This window comes from Pseudomonas sp. AC239 (genome assembly GCF_979258545.1).
Window position 1 is genome coordinate 1,668,117 of the sequence record NZ_OZ409864.1, and the last position, 23,015, is coordinate 1,691,131.

Sequence of the window (23,015 nt, forward strand, 5' to 3'; positions counted from 1 at the left end):
GAATGTTCCTGGGAGGGCTATTTCTGCTCTCGTAACAATTGAGCGGCACGAACGGCAAAGTAAGTCAGGATGCCATCTGCACCGGCACGTTTAAAGGCGGTCAGTGACTCGAGGATCACCGCTTCGCTCAACCAGCCATTCTGGATAGCGGCCATGTGCATGGCGTATTCGCCACTGACCTGATAGACGAAGGTCGGCACCTTGAAGGCATCTTTGACCCGAAAAAGAATGTCCAGGTAGGGCATGCCCGGTTTGACCATGACCATGTCCGCGCCTTCGGACAAGTCCGCACCGACTTCGTGCAGCGCTTCGTCGCTGTTGGCCGGGTCCATCTGATAAGAGGCTTTGTTGGCCTTGCCGAGGTTCGACGCCGAGCCCACCGCATCGCGGAATGGGCCGTAGTAGGCGCTGGCGTACTTGGCCGAGTAGGCCATGATGCGCACATTGACGTGACCGGCGATTTCCAGCGCTTCACGGATGGCCTGGATGCGACCGTCCATCATGTCCGATGGCGCCACGACCTGCGCGCCGGCTTCGGCGTGGGACAGCGCCTGACGCACCAGCGCATCGACGGTGATGTCGTTCTGCACGTAGCCGTCTTCGTCGAGAATGCCGTCCTGACCGTGGGTGGTGAACGGGTCCAGCGCCACGTCAGTGATCACGCCCAGCTCCGGGAAACGCTCGCGCAGGGCGCGAGTGGCGCGCTGGGCGATGCCTTCGGGATTCCAGGCTTCGGCGGCATCAAGGGATTTCAGCTCAGGCGGGGTGACCGGGAACAGCGCCAGCGCCGGAATGCCCAGCTCGACCCATTTCGCCGCTTCTTCAAGCAGCAGATCAATGCTCAGTCGCTCGACGCCCGGCATCGAGGCCACGGCTTCGCGGCGGTTTTCACCGTCGAGCACGAACACCGGCAGGATCAGGTCATCGACCGTCAATACGTTTTCACGCACCAGGCGCCGCGAAAAATCATCACGACGATTGCGGCGCAGACGAGTGGCAGGGAACAGACGATTGGCGAGGGTAAAGCTCACGGCAGACTCCTGAGCCCGGGCAAACGGGCGAGCGTGACAGTTATAGACGGCCATTATGACCAACAGATGACAGTTGTGTGCGCTCTGTGACAGGTAGCCGCAATCCATTGTCGGTGTAGGAAATGTTAACGTCGAGACACATTTGGACACTTTCATGAATGTGCCCGAAGGGTTAGGCTGCGCGTTCATTTCGCCAGCACCCAGACAATGCTCCAACAATTTCTGCACGACTTTGGCTACTTTGCCTTGTTTCTCGGCACGTTCTTCGAAGGCGAAACCATCCTGGTGCTCGCAGGCTTCCTCGCGTTCCGTGGATACATGGACATCAACCTGGTGGTGGTCGTGGCGTTCTTCGGCAGCTACGCCGGCGATCAGCTGTGGTACTTCCTGGGGCGCAAGCACGGGCGCAAATTGCTCGCGCGCAAACCGCGCTGGCAGATGATGGGCGACCGTGCCCTGGAGCACATTCGCAAGCATCCGGACATCTGGGTCCTCAGCTTCCGCTTCGTTTATGGACTGCGCACGGTGATGCCGGTGGCGATCGGCCTGTCGGGTTATCCGCCGGGACGCTACCTGCTGCTCAACGGCATCGGCGCGGCAATCTGGGCCACCGCACTGGCTGCGGCGGCTTTTCACTTCGGCGCAGTGCTGGAAGGCATGCTCGGCAGCATCAAGAAGTACGAGCTGTGGGTGCTCGGCGCCTTGCTGGTTCTGGGGCTGGGCCTGTGGCTGCGACGCCGCTTCAAGAATGCGCAACTGGCGAAGAAAATCTATCAGGACGAGCAACTCGCCAAAGCCGCCGAGGCCGAGCAGTTGCGCCAGGTCGAAGCGAGCCCTCCTGCCGAACCGAAAACGCCAGCCGAATAAGCCATTCGCTGGCGGCTTCCACGCGCAGCCCAGGCAAATAATGAACACCCCGCCTCCGTTGCGATCCATTGAGAGAGCGCTCTGTTCCCGCGCGCGTCGCCCATGCCCTATGGCAACGCGTGACGATTTAAGGGACATTGAGCGCCATGAATCTGGAGAGAAGCCCATGAGCAAAAAAGTTGCAGTGATCCTGTCCGGCAGTGGCGTATACGACGGCGCCGAAATCCAGGAAAGTGTCATCACCCTGTTGCGCCTCGACCAGCGCGGCGCACAGGTGCAGTGCTTCGCGCCAAACATCGCGCAATTGCATGTGATCAATCACCTGACCGGCGAAGAAATGCCGGAATCGCGCAACGTACTGGTGGAATCGGCGCGGATTGCCCGGGGCAACGTCAAGGATATCCGCGATGCCGACGTCGAAGACTTCGATGCGCTGATCGTGCCCGGCGGTTTCGGCGCGGCGAAAAACCTGTCGAACTTCGCCATCGAAGGCGCCGGCTGCACCGTGCAACCTGAAGTGCTGGCCCTGGCCGAAGCATTTGCCGAAGCGGGCAAGCCGGTCGGGCTGATCTGTATTTCCCCGGCGCTGGCGGCGAAAATCTATGGCCCGGGCGTGACCTGCACCATTGGCAACGACGCCGACACCGCGGCGGCCATGAACAAGATGGGCGCCACCCACGAAGAGTGCGCGGTGACCGAAATCGTCGAAGACAAGGCGCGGAGACTGGTCACTACCCCGGCGTACATGCTGGCGCAGACCATCAGTGAAGCGGCTTCGGGGATCAACAAACTGGTCGACCGCGTGCTCGAACTGACTCACGAAAACGACGCCTGATCCCTGCCCGCCTGCAAACCCGACTGTGGGAGCGAGCCTGCTCGCGAAAGCGGAGTGTCATTCAATTCAAATCTGTTTGATACGACGCCTTCGCGAGCAGGCTCGCTCCCACAGCGATTGTGCAAGACTCAGGGCTTGCGGGTGAGCCGGGTCAGGATCCGGTCCAGCGCATTGGCAAACGCCTGCTTTTCACGCTCGCCAAACGGCGCCGGGCCGCCGCTCATCTGGCCCTGCTCTCTGAGATCGGTGAACAGATTCCGCACCGCCAGGCGTTCGCCCATGTTCTGCGCATCGAACTCCTTGCCGCGCGGATCCAGCGCCGCCACACCCTTCTTCACCAGCCGATCGGCCAGCGGAATATCGCTGCAGATCACCAGTTCGCCCGGCACGGCGTGCTCGACCAGATAATCATCCGCCGCATCCGGCCCGCTCGGCACCACAATCAATTTGACGATCGCCAGCCCCGGCTTGATCTGCGGCTGCCCGGCTACCAGCACCACTTCGAACTGGCGCTTTAACGCGAACTTCACCACCAGATCCTTCGCCGCCCGCGGACAGGCGTCGGCATCGATCCATACACGCATGTTCTTGCCTCCAAAAAATTCGCGAGCAGGCTCGCCCCCACAGGATACATACCGAACCTGTGGGAGCGAGCCTGCTCGCGAATATGAGCGCAGCGAATGCCTTTATGCAGCCGAAACCCGGCGCTTCTCCGCCACCCAACTACGCCCGTACAACACAACAATCGCCACAATCGCCACCGCCTGCGCAATCAGCGAATAGGCATCGGCATGGATCCCCAGCCAGTCGAATTCAAAGAACGCCACCGGCCGTGTGCCGAAGATCCCGGCCTCCTGCAAGGCTTTCACGCCATGCCCGGCAAACACCACCGACAACGCGCACAACAGCGCGGCGTTGATGCTGAAGAACAGCGTCAGCGGCAGTTTCGCCGAGCCGCGCAGAATCACCCAGGCCAGGCCGACCAGCAGCACCAACGCCGTCGCACCGCCGGCCAGCACGGCGTTGTGCCCGGCGGGCCCGGCCTGCAGCCAGAGGGTTTCGTAGAACAGGATCACTTCGAACAACTCGCGATAGACCGAGAAGAACGCGAGGATCGCAAAGCCGAAACGTCCACCGCCGCCGACCAGGCTGCTCTTGATGTAATCCTGCCAGGCCGCTGCATGACGGCGGTCATGCATCCACACGCCGAGCCACAACACCATGACGCTGGCAAACAGCGCGGTGGCGCCTTCCAGCAACTCGCGCTGCGAACCGCTGACGTCGATCACATACGCCGCCAGCGCCCAGGTGCCCAAGCCCGCCAGCAACGCGAGGCCCCAGCCAACGTTGACACTGCGCACCGCTGACTGCTGACCGGTGTTGCGCAAGAAGGCGAGGATTGCCGCCAGCACCAGAATCGCTTCCAGACCTTCGCGCAGCAGAATCAGCAGACCGGAGATGTAGCTCAGCGACCAGCTCAGACCATCGCTGCCCAGCAGGCCGGCGGATTCCTTGAGTTTGGCCTTGGCCGCGTCCAGACGCTGCTCGGCCTGCTCGACCGACAGACCGTCCTGCAGCGATTGCCGATACGCCATCAGCGATTTTTCTGTGTCCTTGCGCACGTTGGCATCGACGTTGTCCAGCGAGCTTTCGACCAGTTCGAAGCCTTCCAGATACGCCGCCACCGAGAGGTCATAGGCCTGATCATGTTCACCGGCGCGGTAGGCCGCGAGGCTCTTGTCCAGCGTGGCGGCAGTGTAATCGAGCAACTGCGCCGGACCGCGTTTGACCTGCGGTGGTTGTGCGCGCTGAGCCCGGAACGTCGCCGCAACCTCTGCGCCTTCCGCCGCCTGCACTTCGGCCGGGGTCTGGCGGGCCAGATCGGCGATGTTGTAGACCTTGTCGGACTTGGCGGCCGCCGCATCGGCACTGAAGCCGGCGATGTAGGTGGCCAGATCCCAGCGCTGGCGATCATCGAGCTGATCGGCAAACGCCGGCATGTCGGTGCCTTCGACGCCCTGGCCGAGGGTGCTGTAGATCGCGTACAGGCTCAGGTGATCCATGCGCGCAGCGTCGCGCAGGTTGGCTGGCGCAGGGGTCAGACCTACGCCGGCCGGGCCGTCGCCGGCACCGGAATCGCCGTGGCACACCGAGCAATTCTGCGCATACAACGGCGCACCGCGTGTCGGGTCCGGGGTGATGATCGGCGCCTGACTGACCTCATAAGCCACCGCCAGTTTCGCCCCCAACTGTCGGGCCTGACGGGCTACATCAGCACCGTCCTGCTTCGCACTGATGGCGGCGTGCAAAGATTCGACGCCCTGTTCCAGCGCGGCTTTTTCCGGTTTGGCCGGTAATGCAGTGATCAAGCCTTGCAGAACCTGGGTGAATTCCAGCTGCTCGCGGTATTCGCCATCGTCGATGACTTTGCCTGCCGCGACCGTCGGCGGGTAATCGGCACTGATGTAATCGAGCAGGTGCAACGCTTGCGGCGCGCCTTCCACGGTATCGGCCAGCAGCGGCAGGCTGCTCAGGGACAATAACGGGAACAGCAGCCAGGCCAGCAATCGGGACGAGGCAATCATGAACGAATCTCAAATGGAAATGCGAAGTTACATATTGTTCACTTCGTAGACGTTTCTCTCAAGCTTTGTCGATGTTGGCAGGGAATGATTCATATCGTTGAAGCCATGTGCCACCATCGACTCCAATAACGTAAATGTTCCCGCTTTGTTCAAGGAAGACCCTTTCAATGCGCCCTTGCCTGCTGCTTCCCCTGCTGCTGACCGCCATGACACAACTGGCGGGTTGTGCGGCTTATCGCAATTACGACCTAGAGCTGGAACAGACCACCGAGCAATTGAAACAAGGCAACGTCGCCGGCTCGCTGGCCTTGATCGAGGCCCATAACCCGGACGAGCAGAAGGATCTGCTCTATTACTTCGAGAAAGGCGCGGTGTTGAGCGCGGGCGGTGAACTGCCCCAGAGTCAGGCGGCATGGCGCAGTGCCGAGCAAATGGTGATCGAGCGCCAGGACACCCTTGAAACCACCGGCGACAAACTCTTGGCCGCCATGGGTAATCACTGGGGCAGCATCATCAATGACAAGCTGCGGCGCTACGATGGTTATGACTATGAAAAAGTCATGCTGACCACGCAGATGGCCCTCAACCAGCTGGCCGTGAATGATTTCGATGGTGCTCGCGCCGACATCAAGAAAACCCATGAGCGCGAAGCGCTGATCGCCCGGCAGCGCGAGCTCGAATATGAGCGCGTCGAAGAGGTAGCGAAAAAGCAGGGCGTGCGTGTGCACTACAAGGATCTGCAGGGCTATCCGGTAGTCATGCTGGACGCGCCGGCGGTGATCGCCTTGAAGAACGGCTACCAAAGCGCGTTCAGTCACTACCTCGCGGGCTTTACCTATGAAGCGCTAGGGGAAAAGAATCTCGCCGCGCCCGGCTATCGCCAGGCCATCGAATTGCGCCCGGACTTGCCGTTCTTTCAGCAGGCATTGCGTGACCTCGACAGTCCCGGCCTCAAGGGTGACGAAAGCGATGTGCTGATCATCGTGCAAAGCGGCCTCGCTCCCGCACGCAGTTCGCTGCGTGTGCCGTACCCGGTGAAGCTGGCAGACGGGCAGGTCATTGTCGCCAACATCTCGTTCCCGGTGATGGTGCCCGACACTTCGACGCCGGCCTTCAATCAGATCGGCATCGATGGCCGGCAGAAGAAACTCATCGCGGTCAACAGCATCACCGACATGTCCTTGCGCACGCTGCGCGATGACATGCCCGGCATTATCCAGCGCACCACTTACCGGGCCTTTCTGGCAGCCGACGTGCAAGCCACCGACAACCGACGCGACCCGAGCAAAGCATCGTACGTGACCCATTGGGATGGTTTCGAACACGCCGATACGCGTACCTGGCGCACCCTGCCCAACCTGACTCAGGTATTGCGCGTGCGCCTGAGGAAAGGCGAACACGCGATCACTCTGCCCCACATCAACAACGCCGCACCGCTGAAGATCCGGATTGATCAGAACCGCCAGGTCATCACCCTGCGCGCCCTCGGCGATCGGGTTTTCGCCAATGGCAGCGCGTTCGGGCCCGGCAAAACAGCGGCCGAACGCGTCGTGAACAACTAAACCAGGTGATGGCACGACCGCCCTCCACGCCACCAAAAAGATATTACATAGCCATCATCTCGCGCTTATAATGCCGCGCCCTCGCCCAGCGAGCCGGCATCAAAAGCTCCTCACCCATGAGGAATTGGCAGGAGGCCAGCGCCGCCGTCGATAGGTCACACCAGCCCGACCAGCACACGCGGCTGCAAGTCTTGTTACTCAGGGAAGAAGTACCCATGGCATTCCGCGCTCCCATGCTGCTCGCGCTCAGCGCTGTCACACTGTTGTCCGGCTGCGCAGCGTTTCGCAACTACGATTCCGAACTGGCCCAGACCAATCAGCAACTGGCTTCCGGCAACGTCGATGCGGCGCTGACCCTGCTGGAAAAGAACAACACCGGCGCCGACAAAGACCTGCTCTATTACTTCGAGAAAGGTGAACTGCTGCGCGCCAAGGGCGACCTGTCGGGCAGCCAGAACGCCTGGGGCAGTGCCGATCAGGTGGTCGGTCAGTGGGAAGACGCGGTCAAGCTCGACTCGGCCAAGTACCTGGCACAGTTCGGCAGCTTCATCGTCAACGACAAGGTGCGTCGCTACGAAGGCTATGACTACGAAAAAGTCATGCTGACCACGCAGATGGCCCTGAACCTGTTGGCGGTCAACGATTTCGATGGGGCCCGCACGGCGATCAAAAAGACCCACGAACGCGAAGCGGTGATCGCCGACCTGCGTGACAAGGAATACCTCAAGAGCGAAGAACAGGCCGAGAAAGAAGGCATCAAGACTCAGTACAAGGATCTGCAGGGTTATCCGGTGGCCAGCCTCGACGCACCGGAAGTGGTCGGCCTGAAAAACAGCTACCAGAGTGCATTCAGCCATTACCTCGCCGGTTTCGTCTACGAAGCACTGGGCGAGAAAGATCTGGCCGCGCCGGGTTATCGCAAAGCCGCCGAATTGCGCCCGAACACGCCACTGCTCGAACAGGCGCTGGTCAATCTCGACAAACCGTCGAAGTCCGACGACAGCGACATTCTCATCGTCGTGCAGAGCGGTCTGGCCCCGGCCCGCGACTCGATTCGTGTGCCGCTGCCATTACCGATCGCCAATAACGTCGTGATCACTCCGCTGTCGTTCCCGATCATCAAGCCTGACACCTCCACCGCGCCGTTTGCGCAGATCGGCGTCGACGGCAAGCAAGTCGACCTGACCGCGCTGAACAGCACCACCGCCATGTCGCGCCGCGCCCTGCGCGATGACATGCCGGGGATCATCGTGCGCACCACCGTGCGCGCGATCACCAAAGGCGTGGCGCAAAAGAAGATCAACGAAACCAATCCGCTGGCCGGCCTCGCCGTGGGTATTTCTTCAGCGGTGCTTGAAGGTGCCGATACCCGTACATGGCGCACCCTGCCGGACAACACCCAAGTGGTGCGTCTGCGCCTGAAAAAAGGTGAGCATCAGGTTACCCTGCCGAGCGCCGTCGGCGGCTCGGTGGTCAAGGTCACCGTCGACCAGCGTTATCAAGTGGTCAGCCTGCGTGCCGTGGGCAACCAGGTATTCGCTGGCGGCATCGCCGCTCACGTAATGCCGAGCGCTGCCGCGACCAACGTCGCCAGCCTCAAACAACCTTAAGAACGGAGTCTTTGCAATGCGCTTGAAGATCATCGCCGTCGCCGCCCTCGCCTTGCTGGCAGGCTGCGCCACCCCGCCACCGCCAGAGCCGGGCAGCGCCGCGAGCAAAGTCGTGGCCATGGGCCCGCAGAAACACATCGTCGTCGGCGCCATGCGCGTGGCCCGGGAAAACGGCTTCATGACCGTCAACGTGCAGTTGAGCAACACCCTCAACAGCAACAAGATCTTCTACTACCGCTTCGCCTGGCTTGGCGCCGAAGGTTTCCCGGTTGCCGAAGAAGAAGTCTGGAAAAGCCAGATGATGTACGGCGCTCAGACCAGCTTCATTCAGGCCATCGCGCCGACCCCGAAAGCCGTGGATTTCCGTCTGGAAATCAAGACGCCTTAAGCCCGCCACCCTATTTCTGATTGAGAGAGCTTTCTCATGTTTGCACGCTTTTCCTGCATCGCCGTCATCGCCCTGCTCGCCTCCGGTTGCGCCAACACCTCGCCGACCCTGGGCAGCAAGAACATCAGCTACGGCGACACCAAAGCGGTTGAAACCGTGACCAACGAATTTGGTTCGACCGACCTGCAAATGATCGCCGAGTCGATGACCCGCTCGCTGGCCCAGTCCGGCATCCTGCAGGGTCGCCCGGTGGTTCAGGTCTACGACGTGAAGAACAAGACCAGCGAGTACATCGACACCCGCGAAATCACCACCAGCATCAAGACTCAGTTGATGAAGACCGGTGTTGCGCGCTTCGCCAGTGACAACAACGCCATGCAGAGCCAGGTCGATCAGCTCAAGCTGCAAAACCAGAGCGGTCTGTACAAGAAAAGCACCGTGGCCAAGACCGGCAACATGATCGCCGCCAAGTACCGCATCGAAGGTTCGATCAGCTCGATCGTCAAGCGAAGCAGCGACTACAAGGACGTCTTCTACAAATTCAGCCTGCAACTGATCGACGTCGAAAGCGGTCTGGCCGAGTGGATGGACGAAAAAGAGATCCGCAAAACCACGGAGCGTTAATCGATGCGCACATGGATTGGCATGATGGCCCTGGCTTGCGCGTTCAGCGCGCAGGCGGCCCCGAAAGTCGCGGTGACGGATCTGGCGTATCAGGAACGCGTGGAGCAATACATCCACATCGTTTCGGCGCAAAGCAACCACCGCGAGAGTTACTACAGCGCCAGCGGTTCTTCGAGCTACAACGAGATCGAAGCGACCACCAGCTACATCGAACAGGGCGAGTTGCGCAAATTCACCGGCGACATCAAGGGTGAAATCCTGCGTACCGGCATGTTCCAGCTGGTGCAGGGCACACCGTACACCGCCTCGTCCAAGGGCGATGTGTATGACGTGATCAAGCGCATCAAGGCCGGCAACTTCAAAGGCGCCGACTACGTGCTGTTCGGCACCGTGTCCGACATCGACTTCACCCAGGACATCAACGAGCTGGCGCACACCGACAGCTATTCGGCGGTGCTGGGCCTGACGCTGGTGGCGGATTTCAGCCTGATCAACACCAAGACCTACGAGATCACCTCGGCCTTCACGGCGATGGGCGAAGCGCAGGACACCAAACTGGTGAACCACCGCGACATCAAGATCTCGCTGAACCGTCCGCGGGTGGTGCGTGACGTGTCCAAGGCGTTGGGCGAAGACGTGGCCGGGCAACTGAGCATGCAGCTCGGTGGCGGTGACGGTTATGAACAACCGCGTGAGGCGCCGCAGCGCAACAATCTGCCGCGTGACACGGCGCCGGTGATTTTACGCTGAGCCGGATCTGAGGACTTTTGTGGCGAAGGGCTCTGTTGCGAGGGGATTTATCCCCGTTGGGTCGCGAAGCGGCCCTCGCTATTGATTCAAGAAAAGCTCGCTTGCCCCGATGTCTCGGTAGAAATGAAAAAGGCGACCTCTTGAGGTCGCCTTTTTTTCTGCCCGAGCGGTTTACGCCGCCGCTTTGCGCAACGTCGCCATGAATGCCGCCGCGCCGATGAACAGCCCGGCAAAGGTGCGGTTCATGCGTTTCTGCTGCTTGGGTGTGCGCAACAGGCGCAGCACCTTCGACGCGAGCCCGGTGTAGCCGGCCATGACAATCAGGTCGACAAAGACCATGGTCACGCCGATCACCAGATACTGAATCAGCAGCGGCGCATGGGGATTGATGAACTGCGGCAGCACCGCGAGCATGAATATCAATGCCTTGGGATTGCTGATATTCACCAGAAAGCCGCGAAACACCAGGGCCAGCGGCTTGCCGATCGGCCGAACCGCAGCGTCATCGCTCATGTCCATGGGCAGCGCGCGCCATTGCTTGATCGCCAGATAAACCAGATAGGCAACGCCGAACCATTTGATCGCATGGAACGCCGTGGCCGAAGCAGTGAGCACGGCGCCAACACCTGCGCCGACAATCGCAATCTGCACCGCCAGACCGATCTGCAGGCCCAGCGCGTTCCAATAGCCGCGCCAGAACCCGTATTGCAGACCGCTGGACATCGACGCAATGGCGCCCGCGCCCGGGGACAAACTGATCACCCAGCAGGCGGCAAAGAATGCCAGCCATGTTTGAAGCTCCATCGCATACCTCGGCTGATGCTTGTGACAAATGCCTAAGCTAATGCGGCTTCGTGTGGATGACTACCAGTTTTTTGCTAAATATTGCGGGAAGCTGAGGGCCCCTTCGCGAGCAGGCTCGCTCCCACAGGGGGAACGCATTCCAATGTGGGAGCGAGCCTGCTCGCGAAGGCGTCGGAACAGACGACGTAGAAATTACTTCTCAAACCCGCTCGACGGCAACACATCGGTCCCGCGCCAACGCCGCACCGAACGCTGGAAGAACAGGCTGTTCGGCACCTGCACCATGGCGCTGCCGGTGCCGAGCTCTTCGGCCTCGACCAGCGTGGTATAGAGCAGATTGATCGCGATCACCCGGCCTTTGACGCCAGGCTTGTCGGTGGTGTCCACCAGCTCGACCACGTCGCCGAGGCGGAACGGCCCGACGGTGAAAATGAGAATTGCGCAGAGCAGGTTCGACAGCACACTCCACATTGCGAAGAACGCCACCGCCGCCACCGCGACAAATCCCGACAGCGCCGTCCACAGCACCGTGGCCGAAACGCCGAGGCGCTCGAGCACGAAGAGCAGCGCGCTGCCCATGATCAGCCAGCGCAACACGCCGCGCAGCGGCATCAGCAACTGCGGTGGAAACGGATAGCGCTCACCCAGGCGAGTCAGGCCTTTGGCAACGAAACGCTGGGTGAGGTAACCGGCCAGCAGAATCAGCAGAATCTGCGCGGTGAACCAGATGGGCTCGACCCACACCGCCGCAAAGGGCAGCTCGAAGGTTTCCATCAGGACAACGCCTCCAGCTCCGCCTGCATGCTTTCCAGGGTTTCCAGGGCTTCCATCCAGGCCTCTTCCAGCTCGGCTTCACGCACCTTCAATTTGGCCTGTTCGGCGAGCAGATCACGCAATTCATTCTTGCGCGCCGGCTCGTAGATATCGCTGTCACCGAGGCTGGCATCGACCCTGGCCAGTTTCTCGTGCAGCTTGCCCAGGTCGGCTTCAAGCTTGTCGGCCTCGCGCTTGTGCGGCGCCAGTTGCTGACGCAACGCTGCCGCCGCTTGGCGCTGCGCTTTCTTGTCGGTCTTGTCCGGATTGACCGGTGTGTTGCTGACGGGCGCATTGCGCTGACGGTATTCCACCAGCCAACGCGCGTAGTCTTCGAGATCACCGTCGAACTCTTCGACCTTGCCGTCGGCAACCAGATAGAAGTTGTCGGTGGTGCTCTTGAGCAAGTGCCGATCGTGAGACACCACCAGCACCGCACCACTGAATTCCTGCAGGGCCATGGTCAGCGCCAGACGCATTTCCAGGTCGAGGTGGTTGGTCGGTTCGTCGAGCAGCAGCAGGTTCGGCCGTTCCCAGGCGATCAAAGCGAGGGCCAGACGGGCCTTCTCGCCACCGGAGAAATTCAGCACTGGCTCATCGATGCGTGCGCCACGGAAGTCGAAACCGCCGAGGAAGTCACGCAGGGTCTGCTCACGCTCGCTCGGTGCCAGGCGCTGCAAGTGCAGCAACGGGCTGGCCTTGGAGTCCAGCGAGTCGAGCTGATGCTGGGCGAAGTAGCCGACCACGGTGTTTTCGCCACGGGTCAGGCGCCCGGCCAGCGGTTCGAGCTCGCCGGCGAGGTTCTTGATCAGCGTCGATTTACCCGCACCGTTCGGCCCAAGCAGACCGATCCGTGCACCGGGGGTCAGTTGCAGCTTGACCTTCTCGAGGATGGTCTTGTCGCCATAACCCAGGCGCGCATCGGACAGGTCGATCAGTGGGCTGGAGATCTTGGTCGACTCGCGGAAGACGAAATCGAACGGCGAATCGACGTGGGCCGCCGACAATTCTTCCATGCGCTCCAGTGCCTTGATCCGGCTCTGCGCCTGACGGGCCTTGGTCGCTTGCGCCTTGAAGCGGGCGATGTAGCTTTCCATGTGCGCACGCTGCGCCTGCTGCTTCTCGTAGGCCTGTTGCTGCTGGGCCAGACGCTCGGCGCGAGCGCGTTCGAACGCGGTGTAGCCGCCCCGGTAGAGCGTCAGTTTGCGCTGATCGACATGGGCGACGTGATCGACCACTTCGTCGAGGAAATCACGGTCGTGGGAAATCAGCAGCAAAGTGCCCGGATAGCTCTTCAGCCACTCTTCGAGCCAGATGATCGCGTCGAGGTCCAAGTGGTTGGTCGGTTCGTCGAGCAACAGCAGATCAGACGGGCACATCAGCGCCTGCGCCAGATTCAGACGCATCCGCCAGCCACCGGAGAAATCGCCTACCTGACGGTCCATCTGCTCATTGGTGAAACCCAGGCCGGCGAGCAGCTTGCGCGCCCGCGCATCGGCGGTGTAGCCATCGGCGCTGTCGAGTTCGGCGTGCAGACGCGCCAGTGCGGTGCCGTCGTGGGCCTCCTCGGCGGCGGCAAGCTCGCGCTGCACCTCGCGCAGACGCAGGTCGCCATCGAGCACATAATCGACCGCCAGGCGTTCGAGGGTGTCGACCTCCTGGCGCATGTGCGCGATGCGCCAGTCGGCCGGCAGCAGGCAGTCGCCCGAATCCGGGTGCAACTCGCCGCGCAGCAAGGCGAACAGGCTGGATTTGCCGGCACCGTTGGCACCGATGAGGCCGGCTTTGTGGCCGGCGTGCAGGGTCAGCTCGGCGTCTTCTAGCAGACGTTGCGGGCCACGCTGTAAAGTCAGGTTCTGAAGTCGGATCATAATGGCGGCGGAGTCTACCAGCTTCGCTCACAACTGGCGCGAGTAGCACGATGTCCTCTGACCTGTGGAGCTTTGCCCTTGATGTCTACGCCCGACCGGGTGTGGAAGATGCCTGCCTGCAATTGCAAACGGCGGGCGCCAATGTCTGCCTGTTGCTGTGCGGTTTGTGGCTGGAGCAGCGTGCGGTGACCTGCGATGAATCGCGCGTTCGTTTGCTCAAGGCCTTGACCGCGCCGTGGGATATCGAGGTGGTGCAACCGCTGCGAACCTTGCGCATGCAATGGAAAGCGCGGGCCGTCGATGATGCGGTGGTGGCGGGCATGCGCGAGCAGATCAAGTCACTTGAGCTTGAAGCTGAGCGAACCTTGCTGTCACGGCTGGAAGGTGTGGCGCAGGAGTGGGCGCGCAACGATGCAGGTTCGGTGACCTGGCTGGAAGATCTGGCCGGCACTGCCGCCAGCCTGAACCGCGACGCGCTGCAAGTGCTGCGCGTCGCGGCAACCGGCACTTAGGAAGCGCTGGTCGGGGTGCTGCTGACGTTCGACGAAGCGGCTGGTGCTGGCGCAGTCGAAGGGGTCGATTGAGCAGCGGACGACGGTGTCGAGGTAGCTGGAGCAGCCGGGGTAGCCGCAGGCGCAGGCTTGGCGGCTGGAGCAGCAGCCGGTTTGGTCGCGGCTGGCTTGGCAGCAGCAGGCTTTTTCACCGCTGGTTTTGCGGCTGGCTTGGCGGCCGGTTTTGCAGCAGCGGTCGCAGGCTTGGCAGCAGCGGGTTTCGCAGCAGGCTTGGTGGACGGTTTCGCAGCAGTTTTTGTCGCAGGTTTTGCTGCCGATGTGGCGGCTGGTTTGGCAGCCGGTTTTACCGCCACTTTCGTAGCAGGTTTGGCGGCGGCCGGCTTGGCCGCAGTCTTGGCAGCAGGCTTCGCAGCGGCGGTCTTGGCAGCAGGTTTCGCTGCAGGTTTTGCCGCTGCTTTGGCAGCAGGTTTGGCGGCTGCGGTTTTCGCCGGTGCAGCTTTGCTCGCGGCCGGTTTTGCAGCGGCTTTGGCAGGGGTGGCTTTCACTGCTGGCTTGGCTGCAGCAGGTTTGGCTGCGGTGGTTTTAGCCGCCGGTTTTGCCGCGCTCGCCGCTGGCTTCTTCGCTGCAGTTTTCGCCGCTGGTTTGGCAGCCGCTTTCACTGGCGCCTTGGCCGCTGGTTTGGCGGCGGTTTTCGCAACATCAGGCTTGGCCGCTGCGGTCTTCGCCGGGGCTTTGCTTGCAACAGGTTTGGCGGCGGCTTTCTTCGCTGGTGCTGCTGCCGGTTTGACCGAACGCGACGACAGAACTTTGCCCACTGCTTCTTGAACGCGGCCAACACCCTGGGCCAGCTTCAGGCTTTCCTGAGCATCGCGCTTGAGTTGCAGAATGTAGCTGCGGGTCTCGGACTGACGATCCTTCAACGCGTCGAGCAGGTCTTCGAGTTCTTTCACCGAAGCCTTGGCTTTGTTCTGTGCCTTGGCTTTGCCGGCGCTGGCGGCGTCCTGCAGTTTGGTGCGCGATTTGTGCAGTTTTTCCTGCGCTTTGCCACGCTGTTTTTCAAGCTTGGCGAGCAGTTTTTCAGCATCAGCCAAGGCTTGCGAGCAAGCGTTTTCCAAATGCTCGAGCAGGCTGCCCGACAACTGTTGGAGTAAGTGCAACGGAGTATTTACAGGCTTCTTGGTGGCCGACATGGTTTACCTCCTGGCTGACGTGAGTGCGGCTCATACTAGACCTCTGCTGATACCGCCGCTAGGGCATGTTGACAGTATCTCTGCCGTTGCGTTGCACCGAAGCCCAAATGTTCTGCGTGCGAAAAAAAGCAGTTCACCGATGCAGGCGTCGGCACTGGCATAATCCCCCGCATCTCAGGTCGGAGAGTGCCCATGTCGCGCTACTTTATGTTGTCCCTCTGCATGGTTTTTTCGGCGGCGTATGCCGATGAAAAAACTACGGCAAACGATGCTCATGACCTGGCTTACAGCCTCGGTGCCAGCCTCGGCGAACGGCTGCGTCAGGAGGTGCCGCAATTGCAGATCCAGGCACTGATCGAAGGTCTGCAACAGGCGTATCAGGGCAAGCCGCTGGCGCTGAGTGAAGCGCGTATCGAACAGATTCTGGCCGATCACGAATCGCGCAATGCCGAGCAGGCATCACGGCAGTCGAGCGATGCCGCGATGGAAAACGAGCAACGCTTTCTCAGTGCGGAAAAAGCCAAACCGGGGGTGAAGGAACTGGCCGATGGCATCCTCCTGACTGAACTGGTTCCGGGCACTGGCGCCAAGGCTGGTCCGGACGGCAAAGTGCAGGTGTTGTATGTCGGCAAGCTGCCGGACGGCACCGTGTTCGATCAGAACGCCCAGCCGCAATGGTTCAACCTCGACAGCGTGATCGCCGGTTGGCGCACCGCTTTGCAGAACATGCCGGTGGGGGCGAAATGGCGATTGGTGATTCCGTCGGATCAGGCTTATGGCGCCGACGGTGCCGGCGACCTGATTGCGCCATTCACACCACTGGTATTTGAAGTGGAATTGCGTGGCGCGACGAGCTGATCAGGCATAAAAAAACGGTGCGCTTTCGGGCGCACCGTTTTTCATGAAGGACATGGATCAGGCCTGAACCGGATCTTCTGCCTTGTGTGCCGTGTGCAGCACTTCGATCAGGCAGTCTTCAAGTTCGAAGCGCTCATGCAGCAAGCCGCCCAATTCCTTGAATTTCTCCGCAACGCATTTGCCTTCATCGCACAGATCATTGAACGCGAGCAGCTTCTCGGTAATGACGTCAATGCGTGGGTAAATGGTCTCGGCGAGTTCCAGACCGCGCTTGTCGTTGAACGCCTTGGCTTCGCCAGTCAGCTGTTCATAGATTTCGAAGTGCCCAGCCGATACGTAATCGACCAGCACGCCGCAGAACTCCAACAGAGGTTTGCGGCTTTCGGACAGCGAATCAGGCTGCGCACCGAGCTTGTCGTAGGCGCCGATCAGCTCTTCACGCTCCTGCAACCAGCGGTCGATCAGCAGATGAACCCCACCCCAACGTTCCTGAGCATTCTGACAACTTTCGAGCATGGCGATCTCTCTTCCCTTGTGGGTCATGCTGCTCTACACCCGCGCCCCCGTTCTGATTTGACTGGGTGGACGATCGGGCAGAGCGTCATCGAGCAACATAATTCCAATGACACGTGCCGGCCAGATTATGCCCGCACGCCTATGGCTTCAAGGTACGCAGGAGATAAAGTTCATACAAGTGTTTAATCCTTGACCAGCGTGTAGTGCGACGCTTCGTCGCTGACCGGTCGTTGCAGAGCGCTCCAGATCAGTCGCAGCAACTGATAAACCGCAAGAATCGACACGCCGACAAAAAACAGCAGGCTCCATTCCGGAATGCTCAGGTCGAACAGCGTCCAGGAGATTTCCGCACAGTCGGCACCGCCCTTGAACATCCGCTGCAAGGCACAGATCCACGGCAGACCGCTGAACAGCGACTCCACGGTGGGCGAGCATTTGACCAGTTGCAACATCGAGTCACTCTGGATCAACACCTGCCGCCACGCAGCGGTAGTTCCACCCAGACTGGCGCCCAGCGCAAACAGCCAGTACCACCACAAGCCAACTCGGCGAGGGCCATGCACCGCCGCCACGCCGCAACCAACGCACAGCAAGGTGAGGAACAACCGCTGCACCAGGCACAGACTGCAAGGCGTCAGACCGACTGCGTATTCGAGGTAATAGGAAGCTCCCAGAGCAAAGGCCCCCGCAATGAAAGCCATGAAGAACAAGGAGCGTGAGCAGGCCAACGACATGGCTTTTCCGTAACAGTAGAGACAGACGGTTACGGTAGAGGAAAGCGTGTCAGCCTTTCAAGGCGAGGGCCTGCCGACAGTTCACCACAGGTGTAGGGAAAACCCGACAGGCTCAAGAGGAAATGATGAAGCGAACTGTAGGAATTTGCCTCCAGCGCGCAAAGAAGCGGAATTTTCAGCATGAAAAGTTCGCGAGGGAGCAACCTCCCTCGCCTTTCACACCTTCGCCGCCACCGGCAAAGGCGCCGCCAGCAGGCGTTCATCGAGCAGTCCCAGACCTTCCTGGAACAACTGGTTGCTGCGCTCGGTATCGCCAAGCTGTGCAAGCAGACGGGCCAATTCCGCACAGGTCTCCGGATTGCGCTGCACACGCAGACTGCTTTCCAGATAGTCACGCGCCTTGCCCCACAGACTGGTTTGCAGACACAAACGCCCGAGGGTCAGCAACAGGCTCGGATCGGCCGGGTGCTCTTTGAGCCAGCCTTCGGCAGTCTGCAGCTGACGCGCAGGATCGCTGCCACGAACCAGACCATAGAGCCGCGCCAGATGACTGTCGTACTTGCGCTTGAGCGCTGTGCGCAGCACTTCTTCGGCTTCGACCTGAGCGCCCAACTGGCGCAATTGCTCGGCATAGGCCAACACCAATGGCGGCTCCTGACGTTGCGCCGAAGTCAGCTGCTCCCAGGCTCGCTTGAGTGACTGCAAACCCACCGTACCGTCTTCTTCGCGATGGGCTGCCAGGGACAGGTTTTCACCCCAGGCGCGACGCTCGAGTTCGGCCAGTTCGGCTGGCGGCAGCACTTTGTCTTTGCGCAACTCCGGCAGCAAACGAATCACCGCCGACCATTCGCCACGTTGCTGATGCAGACGCTGCAATTGACGCAGTGTCTGTGCGCTGCGCGGATGCCGCTCGTGCATCGCCTGCAAAGTCACCAGTGCACCATCGGTGTCGCCGCGATCGGTCTGCAGTTGCGCGTGACTCAGGGCGATCGCCAATTCGGCTTGCGGCTGACGTTCCAGCGCGCGCTCAAGCAAACGATCGCTTTCTTCGTACTGACCTTGCTCGTTCGCCGCACGTGCGGCGCCGAGGTAGTAAAGCAGTGGCTGACGTTCGGCTTCCGCTGCGCGGGTCAGATGCCGCTGCGCACTGGCCCAGCGGCCTTCAGCCAGATCCAGTTGGCCGTGTTCGATCGCCACTTGCACGCGGCGACTGCGATTGCGCCGCGACCAGGGATTGACTACGCCGGTAGAGGTCATCACCAGCTCGGCCAGCACCTTGATGCCCCAGAACAGCAGCCACAGCACCGCGATCACTGCCAGTGTCGCCCACAGACTTGCCTCGTAGCGGAAGCTCTTGTACGCCACCAGCACGTAACCGGAATGCTCGGCGATCGCCAGGCCCAGCGCTGCCGTCGCGGCGATGACCAGAAACACGATTACATAAAGGCGCTTCATGGGGTCGCCTCCTGCGCCTGGTTGCCGGCAGGCTTGGCGAACGGTTTCACCGATTCCTCGGCATTGACGTTACGTCGCTCCAGATACCCTTGCACGGCGCTCAAGGTGCCGGCCAGATCCGGCGTCTGGACGGTGACCGGTTCCTTGCTCAGCTCGGCGACCTGCTCCAGCATGACTTTGCTTTGCGGGTTGTCCGGGTTGAAATTGCCCTTGAGCACATCGCGCGCCTCGGCCAGCGCCTGGGTATAGACCGCCGCCTGACCATTGAGCGCCGCCCACTGCGCTTGCTCCAGCGCCAGGCTCAGGGCCAGGCGCACCTGGCTCAGGCTCTGTCCGGCCAGCAGCGGCTTGACGTTCTTGTCAGCGTTGAAATCGATGCGGATATAGCGCGATACCTTGTCCCACCACTGCGCCCAGCGGCTGGCGCCGTCGCCGTCGGCAGTCAGGCCCAGCAGCGACTCGCCGCGATCCTTGTACTCCGGCGCCAGCTCGGTGAGGTCGATGACCTGATCGCGCAAAGCGCCGAGGCGCAGGAACAGCCCGGTGCGATCCGGCTGTTCGGTGCTGCGCAAGGCAACCAGGGTTTTCGCCACTTGCTCGCGCGCGGCGAAGGAACCCGGATCGTTCTGTTCACGGAGGATTTCGTCGGCGCCCTGCACCAGTGCCTGGGCGCTGCTGATGTCCTGCAACGCCGACAGGCGCAGGCTGGCCAGACGCAGCAAGTGCTCGGCCTCGGCCAGACGCCAGTCCTTGCGGCTGGCGCCGAGGACGGTTTCCAGACGCTGATTGAGGCGCTGCTGATCGCCCTGCAATTGCGTGACCAGACGCTGGCGTTCGGCGAGTTCGTCAGCACCGGGCAACTGCGCCAGACGCTCGGTCAGACGCTGTTCGTTGAGCTTCAGACTCTGCGCCTGATCGTTCAACGCCTGCACCTGACTCGACTGTTGCTGCGTGTTGCTCTGCAGGTGGCGCACCTGCCAGACACCCCAGCCACCGATGGCGACACCGGCGGCACCGAGCAGCAAGGCGACAATCGCCAGTCCATTGCCTCGGCGCGGCTCTTTGGCCGGTGGTGGAGTTTCAACCTGGGCATCAAGCGCAGGCTGGACGTCATCTTTTGGCAAGGCTGTTTCGCTCACGTATCCATCCTTTGCATTAGAAAACGGCACGGGAAATTCCCGTAACGCCGTCAGCAAAGCCGCGGCACTCGCGCCGCGGCAATCCACAACTGTTTGAGCCCCGGCGGCACGTGCCAGCTCGGCGACTCTCGGGCTTGGTACAAACAACGGCAACTGCGCAATCTTCGGCCAGGCATCGCCGGCCATTTGCCGCAGGTGCTCGAAACCCTGTCCACTGCTGACCACCAGCCCGTTCAAGCGTTCCGCTTCGATCCGCCGCGGCAGCTCGTTTGGCGGGTAGGCTGGCAGGTCGCGGCGATACAACTCCAGATACTCGACACTAGCACCTAGCGCGCGCAGGCGCTCGGCGAGCAGTTCACGACCACCCTCACCGCGCAGGATCATCACCTGCGCACCGGGCTCGCTAACCGCCTCGCGCAGACGTGGCAATTGCAGCAAGGCTTCACTGTCATCGCCGTCAGCCGGGAAGCTCACATCGAGACCATGATCGCGAAGAATCTCTGCGGTCGCCGCGCCGACGCTGAACCACGGCATGCTCAATGGCGGCGTGCCTGCGGACTTGAGCAGATCCACCGCGATCCGCGCCGCCGGCTTGCTGACCACGATCACTGCGCTGCAAGCGGGCAATCGCGACATCGCCTGACGAATAGTGTCAGAGAGCGGCAGCGGGACAATGTCCAAAAGCGGCAGGCAACTGCTGAAAATCCCGTGCCCGGCCAACTGTTCGGCCAGCGCCGCGCAGTCATCCGCAGGGCGCGTCAGCAGCAGGCGCCAGGCCGTCACTCGTGACCCGCCTCGCCGTACACCGCTTTGAGAATGTCGTCGGCGCCTTGCTTGAGCAGGTCTTCAGCGACCTGTACGCCCAAGGCTTCAGCGTCAGCACGCGGCGCCCGGGCTTCGGCGCTGAGCAACTTGCCGCCGCTTGGCTCACCGACCAGTCCGCGCAACCACAACTGCTCGCCTTCGAGCACGGCGTAGCAGGCGATCGGCACCTGGCAGCCGCCGTTCAAATGTTTGTTGAGGGCGCGTTCCGCGTTCACCCGCGAAGCGGTATCGGCGTGGTGCAAAGGCGCGAGCAAGGCGTGAATTTCGTGGTCGGCGCTGCGGCACTCGATGCCGACCGCGCCCTGGCCACCGGCCGGCAGACTGTCATCGACACTGATCGCCGAAGTGATGCGATCTTCGAAGCCGAGGCGGATCAGACCGGCAGCGGCGAGGATGATCGCGTCATATTCGCCGGCGTCGAGCTTGGCCAGACGGGTATTGACGTTGCCGCGCAGAAAGCGGATCTGCAGGTCCGGGCGACGCGCCAGCAGCTGTGTCTGCCGACGCAGGCTCGAGGTGCCGACGATGGCTCCGCTCGGTAAAGCTTCAAGGCTTGCGTAGGTATTGGAGACGAAAGCATCGCGCGGATCTTCGCGCTCGCAGATACAGAACAGGCCCAACCCTTGCGGGAAATCCATCGGCACGTCTTTCATCGAATGCACGGCGATGTCGGCCTGGTTTTCCAGCAGCGCGGTTTCCAGTTCCTTGACGAACAGGCCCTTGCCGCCGATCTTCGACAGTGGTGAGTCGAGCAGCTTGTCGCCGCGACTGACCATGGGCACCAGCGTCACCAGCAGGCCCGGGTGGGCCGCCTCGAGACGGGCTTTGACGTATTCGGCCTGCCAGAGGGCCAGCGCACTTTTACGGGTGGCGATGCGGATTTCGCGAGGGGACATGGAACAATCCGTACTGAATAGATACGGCGGATAATAACAGCTCAGTCAATTCCACTTTGACCTGAATCAGAAAACGGCGTGGCCTCCCTGGCCTGCCATGCCGGGTAAAAGAATCTGGAACGCCCGGTAAAGATCGGGTCAAAGGCCCTGCATCATCTTGCGTACACCGGCCACATGCCGACGACTGACAATCAGCGCATCGCCATTGAGACCTTTGAGAAACAACTGGAAATGTCCCAGTGGTGTGCGTTGCAATCGCTCGATGCGGTCGCGAGCGACCAGCGCGTTGCGGTGGATACGCACAAAGCGTTCGCCGAATTCGTCTTCGAGGGCTTTGAGAGGTTCGTCGAGCAGCACTTCGCCGGCTTCGTGACGCAGGGTCACGTATTTGTGGTCGGCGATGAAGTAGACCACCTGATCCAGCGGAATCAGCTCGATGCCTTTGCGGGTGCGCGCGCTGATGTGGCTGCGTGGACCGTTGCCACTTTCGGCAGCGGGACGGGTCAGGGCTGCAAGTTGCGCCCGATTGGGACGTTCAGCCCGCTTCAGGGCCTCATTCAAGTGTTCGGTTCGCACAGGTTTCACCACATAGCCCACGGCGCTGGCCTGCAGGGCTTCCACGGCAAATTCATCGGGACTGGTGCAAAACACCACGGCCGGCGGCGTCTCGCGTTCGCACAGTCGGGCAGCAACCTGCAGGCCATCGAGGCCCGGCATGCGGATATCGAGCAACACGATATCCGGTTTGTGGCTGTCGATCAGCGCTAACGCCTCCTCGCCATTCGTGGCACTGGGCTCCAGGACTGTGTAACCCTCGAGCTCGCTCACCATACGGCTTAGGCGCTCGCGAGCCAGGGGTTCGTCATCAACGATCAGGACATTCATATTGCGCTGGATTCCTGCGTGAGTCTCGCACAAGGATAGCGTAGACAGGTGTAGTGACCTCCGTCACCGCGATCCACGCTAAGACTAGCCCGAGCGCCAAAAAGTGCCGTACGTCGGCCAGCAATATTTGCCAGCGTCCGCCTGGTACTGCTCGGAGCCCGGTGTTTCCTGCGTTTCTCCCGGTGGTTGACTCAAGGACAACTCACCCGCCCCCTCTTCTTATAGCCAGTGGCCAGACCTTTGCATGATCCGCATTCGCACCGAC

The 23,015-nt window shown here is 61.3% G+C and carries 22 protein-coding genes and 2 pseudogenes; 9 read left to right on the forward strand and 15 right to left on the reverse strand.

The genetic code is table 11. The features are described from left to right. Nucleotides 1-17: 17 nt before the first annotated feature. Nucleotides 18-1,031: a porphobilinogen synthase gene (gene hemB, locus ACZ0AZ_RS07740; RefSeq protein WP_463537155.1), complete on the reverse strand. Its 1,014-nt coding sequence runs from the start codon at nucleotides 1,029-1,031 to the stop codon at nucleotides 18-20. 207 nt (nucleotides 1,032-1,238) lie between these two features. On the opposite strand from hemB, the gene ACZ0AZ_RS07745 reads away from it, so the two are divergent. Together ACZ0AZ_RS07745 and elbB are read left to right on the forward strand one after the other, a co-directional pair. Next, on the forward strand, nucleotides 1,239-1,898 hold the full coding sequence (locus tag ACZ0AZ_RS07745) for a DedA family protein (RefSeq protein ID WP_129997900.1): 660 nt from the start codon (nucleotides 1,239-1,241) through the stop codon (nucleotides 1,896-1,898). A 166-nt stretch (nucleotides 1,899-2,064) separates the two neighbouring features. Continuing rightward, on the forward strand, nucleotides 2,065-2,733 hold the full coding sequence (elbB, locus tag ACZ0AZ_RS07750; RefSeq protein WP_463537156.1) for an isoprenoid biosynthesis glyoxalase ElbB: 669 nt from the start codon (nucleotides 2,065-2,067) through the stop codon (nucleotides 2,731-2,733). Nucleotides 2,734-2,861: 128 nt separating this feature from the next. Here elbB and ACZ0AZ_RS07755 read toward each other — a convergent pair whose 3' ends face one another. After that, a complete protein-coding gene (locus ACZ0AZ_RS07755) occupies nucleotides 2,862-3,317 on the reverse strand; it encodes a YaiI/YqxD family protein (RefSeq protein WP_042607095.1) in 456 nt (151 codons plus the stop codon). A gap of 102 nt (nucleotides 3,318-3,419) precedes the next feature. Next, nucleotides 3,420-5,318 carry an FTR1 family protein gene (locus tag ACZ0AZ_RS07760; protein WP_463537157.1) on the reverse strand — a complete coding sequence of 633 codons (1,899 nt, stop codon included), beginning with the start codon at nucleotides 5,316-5,318 and terminating at the stop codon, nucleotides 3,420-3,422. Between the two features lie 167 nt (nucleotides 5,319-5,485). Between ACZ0AZ_RS07760 and ACZ0AZ_RS07765 the strand changes: the two genes are divergently transcribed. From ACZ0AZ_RS07765 to ACZ0AZ_RS07785, 5 genes are all read left to right on the forward strand, one after another. Next, entirely contained in the window at nucleotides 5,486-6,880 is a 1,395-nt protein-coding gene (locus ACZ0AZ_RS07765) for a COG3014 family protein (RefSeq protein WP_463537158.1), read from the forward strand. Nucleotides 6,881-7,095: 215 nt separating this feature from the next. After that, nucleotides 7,096-8,490, forward strand: a complete 1,395-nt coding sequence (locus ACZ0AZ_RS07770) for a COG3014 family protein (protein WP_463537159.1) — start codon at nucleotides 7,096-7,098, stop codon at nucleotides 8,488-8,490. A gap of 16 nt (nucleotides 8,491-8,506) precedes the next feature. Further along, nucleotides 8,507-8,878 carry a YcfL family putative periplasmic lipoprotein gene (locus ACZ0AZ_RS07775; protein ID WP_016772611.1) on the forward strand — a complete coding sequence of 124 codons (372 nt, stop codon included), beginning with the start codon at nucleotides 8,507-8,509 and terminating at the stop codon, nucleotides 8,876-8,878. Nucleotides 8,879-8,914: 36 nt separating this feature from the next. Then, on the forward strand, nucleotides 8,915-9,502 hold the full coding sequence (gene lpoB / locus ACZ0AZ_RS07780; protein ID WP_039757415.1) for a penicillin-binding protein activator LpoB: 588 nt from the start codon (nucleotides 8,915-8,917) through the stop codon (nucleotides 9,500-9,502). 3 nt (nucleotides 9,503-9,505) lie between these two features. Beyond that, entirely contained in the window at nucleotides 9,506-10,252 is a 747-nt protein-coding gene (locus ACZ0AZ_RS07785) for a penicillin-binding protein activator LpoB (RefSeq protein ID WP_129997904.1), read from the forward strand. A gap of 171 nt (nucleotides 10,253-10,423) precedes the next feature. Here the strand turns inward: ACZ0AZ_RS07785 and ACZ0AZ_RS07790 are convergent, their stop codons facing one another. From ACZ0AZ_RS07790 to ACZ0AZ_RS07800, 3 genes are all read right to left on the reverse strand, one after another. After that, entirely contained in the window at nucleotides 10,424-11,056 is a 633-nt protein-coding gene (locus ACZ0AZ_RS07790) for a LysE family transporter (protein WP_039757414.1), read from the reverse strand. A gap of 192 nt (nucleotides 11,057-11,248) precedes the next feature. Next, complete coding sequence (locus tag ACZ0AZ_RS07795) at nucleotides 11,249-11,830, reverse strand: mechanosensitive ion channel family protein (protein ID WP_129997906.1); 582 nt, start codon at nucleotides 11,828-11,830, stop codon at nucleotides 11,249-11,251. Beyond that, on the reverse strand, nucleotides 11,830-13,740 hold the full coding sequence (locus ACZ0AZ_RS07800; protein ID WP_129997907.1) for an ATP-binding cassette domain-containing protein: 1,911 nt from the start codon (nucleotides 13,738-13,740) through the stop codon (nucleotides 11,830-11,832). The genes ACZ0AZ_RS07795 and ACZ0AZ_RS07800 overlap by 1 nt, the downstream gene beginning before the upstream one ends. 50 nt (nucleotides 13,741-13,790) lie before the next feature. On the opposite strand from ACZ0AZ_RS07800, the gene ACZ0AZ_RS07805 reads away from it, so the two are divergent. After that, a complete protein-coding gene (locus ACZ0AZ_RS07805; protein WP_039757411.1) occupies nucleotides 13,791-14,252 on the forward strand; it encodes a TIGR02444 family protein in 462 nt (153 codons plus the stop codon). Here ACZ0AZ_RS07805 and ACZ0AZ_RS07810 read toward each other — a convergent pair. Then, nucleotides 14,249-15,442: an AlgP family protein gene (locus tag ACZ0AZ_RS07810; RefSeq protein WP_463537160.1), complete on the reverse strand. Its 1,194-nt coding sequence runs from the start codon at nucleotides 15,440-15,442 to the stop codon at nucleotides 14,249-14,251. The two genes, ACZ0AZ_RS07805 and ACZ0AZ_RS07810, sit on opposite strands and share 4 nt — an antisense overlap. Nucleotides 15,443-15,634: 192 nt before the next feature. On the opposite strand from ACZ0AZ_RS07810, the gene ACZ0AZ_RS07815 reads away from it, so the two are divergent. Continuing rightward, nucleotides 15,635-16,300: an FKBP-type peptidyl-prolyl cis-trans isomerase gene (locus tag ACZ0AZ_RS07815; protein WP_463537161.1), complete on the forward strand. Its 666-nt coding sequence runs from the start codon at nucleotides 15,635-15,637 to the stop codon at nucleotides 16,298-16,300. Nucleotides 16,301-16,357: 57 nt separating this feature from the next. Here ACZ0AZ_RS07815 and ACZ0AZ_RS07820 read toward each other — a convergent pair whose 3' ends face one another. From ACZ0AZ_RS07820 to ACZ0AZ_RS07855, 8 genes and pseudogenes are all read right to left on the reverse strand, one after another. After that, a complete protein-coding gene (locus ACZ0AZ_RS07820) occupies nucleotides 16,358-16,816 on the reverse strand; it encodes an Rsd/AlgQ family anti-sigma factor (RefSeq protein ID WP_039757408.1) in 459 nt (152 codons plus the stop codon). Between the two features lie 182 nt (nucleotides 16,817-16,998). Continuing rightward, the gene (locus ACZ0AZ_RS07825; protein WP_129997911.1) at nucleotides 16,999-17,550 is read right to left on the reverse strand and encodes a disulfide bond formation protein B; all 552 of its coding nucleotides are present in this window, start codon (nucleotides 17,548-17,550) and stop codon (nucleotides 16,999-17,001) included. Nucleotides 17,551-17,766: 216 nt separating this feature from the next. Then, the gene (locus ACZ0AZ_RS07830) at nucleotides 17,767-19,005 is read right to left on the reverse strand and encodes a heme biosynthesis protein HemY (RefSeq protein WP_039757405.1); all 1,239 of its coding nucleotides are present in this window, start codon (nucleotides 19,003-19,005) and stop codon (nucleotides 17,767-17,769) included. Further along, nucleotides 19,002-20,144 (reverse strand): uroporphyrinogen-III C-methyltransferase, encoded by a 1,143-nt coding sequence (locus ACZ0AZ_RS07835; protein WP_039757793.1) that lies wholly within the window; start codon nucleotides 20,142-20,144, stop codon nucleotides 19,002-19,004. Before ACZ0AZ_RS07835 ends, ACZ0AZ_RS07830 begins: the two co-directional genes overlap by 4 nt. A gap of 36 nt (nucleotides 20,145-20,180) precedes the next feature. Continuing rightward, a pseudogene (locus ACZ0AZ_RS07840) lies at nucleotides 20,181-20,927 on the reverse strand (uroporphyrinogen-III synthase); the annotation flags it as partial. Continuing rightward, on the reverse strand, nucleotides 20,924-21,865 hold the full coding sequence (hemC, locus tag ACZ0AZ_RS07845) for a hydroxymethylbilane synthase (RefSeq protein WP_039757404.1): 942 nt from the start codon (nucleotides 21,863-21,865) through the stop codon (nucleotides 20,924-20,926). The pseudogene ACZ0AZ_RS07840 and the gene hemC, both read right to left, overlap by 4 nt. 138 nt (nucleotides 21,866-22,003) lie before the next feature. After that, a complete protein-coding gene (locus ACZ0AZ_RS07850; protein WP_129997914.1) occupies nucleotides 22,004-22,750 on the reverse strand; it encodes a LytR/AlgR family response regulator transcription factor in 747 nt (248 codons plus the stop codon). Further along, a pseudogene (locus ACZ0AZ_RS07855) lies at nucleotides 22,747-22,887 on the reverse strand (sensor histidine kinase); the annotation flags it as partial. The pseudogene ACZ0AZ_RS07855 and the gene ACZ0AZ_RS07850, both read right to left, overlap by 4 nt. Nucleotides 22,888-23,015 lie beyond the last annotated feature (128 nt).

Bases quoted from the DNA above. Each gene is read 5' to 3' on its own strand.
- ACZ0AZ_RS07825 (WP_129997911.1), bottom strand. From the start codon at position 17,550: ATGTCGTTGGCCTGCTCACGCTCCTTGTTCTTCATGGCTTTCATTGCG.
- lpoB (WP_039757415.1), top strand. From the start codon at position 8,915: ATGTTTGCACGCTTTTCCTGCATCGCCGTCATCGCCCTGCTCGCCTCC.
- ACZ0AZ_RS07805 (WP_039757411.1), top strand. From the start codon at position 13,791: ATGTCCTCTGACCTGTGGAGCTTTGCCCTTGATGTCTACGCCCGACCG.
- ACZ0AZ_RS07755 (WP_042607095.1), bottom strand. From the start codon at position 3,317: ATGCGTGTATGGATCGATGCCGACGCCTGTCCGCGGGCGGCGAAGGAT.
- ACZ0AZ_RS07795 (WP_129997906.1), bottom strand. From the start codon at position 11,830: ATGGAAACCTTCGAGCTGCCCTTTGCGGCGGTGTGGGTCGAGCCCATC.
- ACZ0AZ_RS07820 (WP_039757408.1), bottom strand. From the start codon at position 16,816: ATGCTCGAAAGTTGTCAGAATGCTCAGGAACGTTGGGGTGGGGTTCAT.
- ACZ0AZ_RS07800 (WP_129997907.1), bottom strand. From the start codon at position 13,740: ATGATCCGACTTCAGAACCTGACTTTACAGCGTGGCCCGCAACGTCTG.
- ACZ0AZ_RS07815 (WP_463537161.1), top strand. From the start codon at position 15,635: ATGTCGCGCTACTTTATGTTGTCCCTCTGCATGGTTTTTTCGGCGGCG.
- hemC (WP_039757404.1), bottom strand. From the start codon at position 21,865: ATGTCCCCTCGCGAAATCCGCATCGCCACCCGTAAAAGTGCGCTGGCC.
- ACZ0AZ_RS07790 (WP_039757414.1), bottom strand. From the start codon at position 11,056: ATGGAGCTTCAAACATGGCTGGCATTCTTTGCCGCCTGCTGGGTGATC.
- ACZ0AZ_RS07810 (WP_463537160.1), bottom strand. From the start codon at position 15,442: ATGTCGGCCACCAAGAAGCCTGTAAATACTCCGTTGCACTTACTCCAA.
- ACZ0AZ_RS07775 (WP_016772611.1), top strand. From the start codon at position 8,507: ATGCGCTTGAAGATCATCGCCGTCGCCGCCCTCGCCTTGCTGGCAGGC.
- ACZ0AZ_RS07760 (WP_463537157.1), bottom strand. From the start codon at position 5,318: ATGATTGCCTCGTCCCGATTGCTGGCCTGGCTGCTGTTCCCGTTATTG.
- elbB (WP_463537156.1), top strand. From the start codon at position 2,065: ATGAGCAAAAAAGTTGCAGTGATCCTGTCCGGCAGTGGCGTATACGAC.
- ACZ0AZ_RS07765 (WP_463537158.1), top strand. From the start codon at position 5,486: ATGCGCCCTTGCCTGCTGCTTCCCCTGCTGCTGACCGCCATGACACAA.
- ACZ0AZ_RS07830 (WP_039757405.1), bottom strand. From the start codon at position 19,005: ATGAAGCGCCTTTATGTAATCGTGTTTCTGGTCATCGCCGCGACGGCA.
- ACZ0AZ_RS07850 (WP_129997914.1), bottom strand. From the start codon at position 22,750: ATGAATGTCCTGATCGTTGATGACGAACCCCTGGCTCGCGAGCGCCTA.
- ACZ0AZ_RS07785 (WP_129997904.1), top strand. From the start codon at position 9,506: ATGCGCACATGGATTGGCATGATGGCCCTGGCTTGCGCGTTCAGCGCG.
- ACZ0AZ_RS07745 (WP_129997900.1), top strand. From the start codon at position 1,239: ATGCTCCAACAATTTCTGCACGACTTTGGCTACTTTGCCTTGTTTCTC.
- ACZ0AZ_RS07770 (WP_463537159.1), top strand. From the start codon at position 7,096: ATGGCATTCCGCGCTCCCATGCTGCTCGCGCTCAGCGCTGTCACACTG.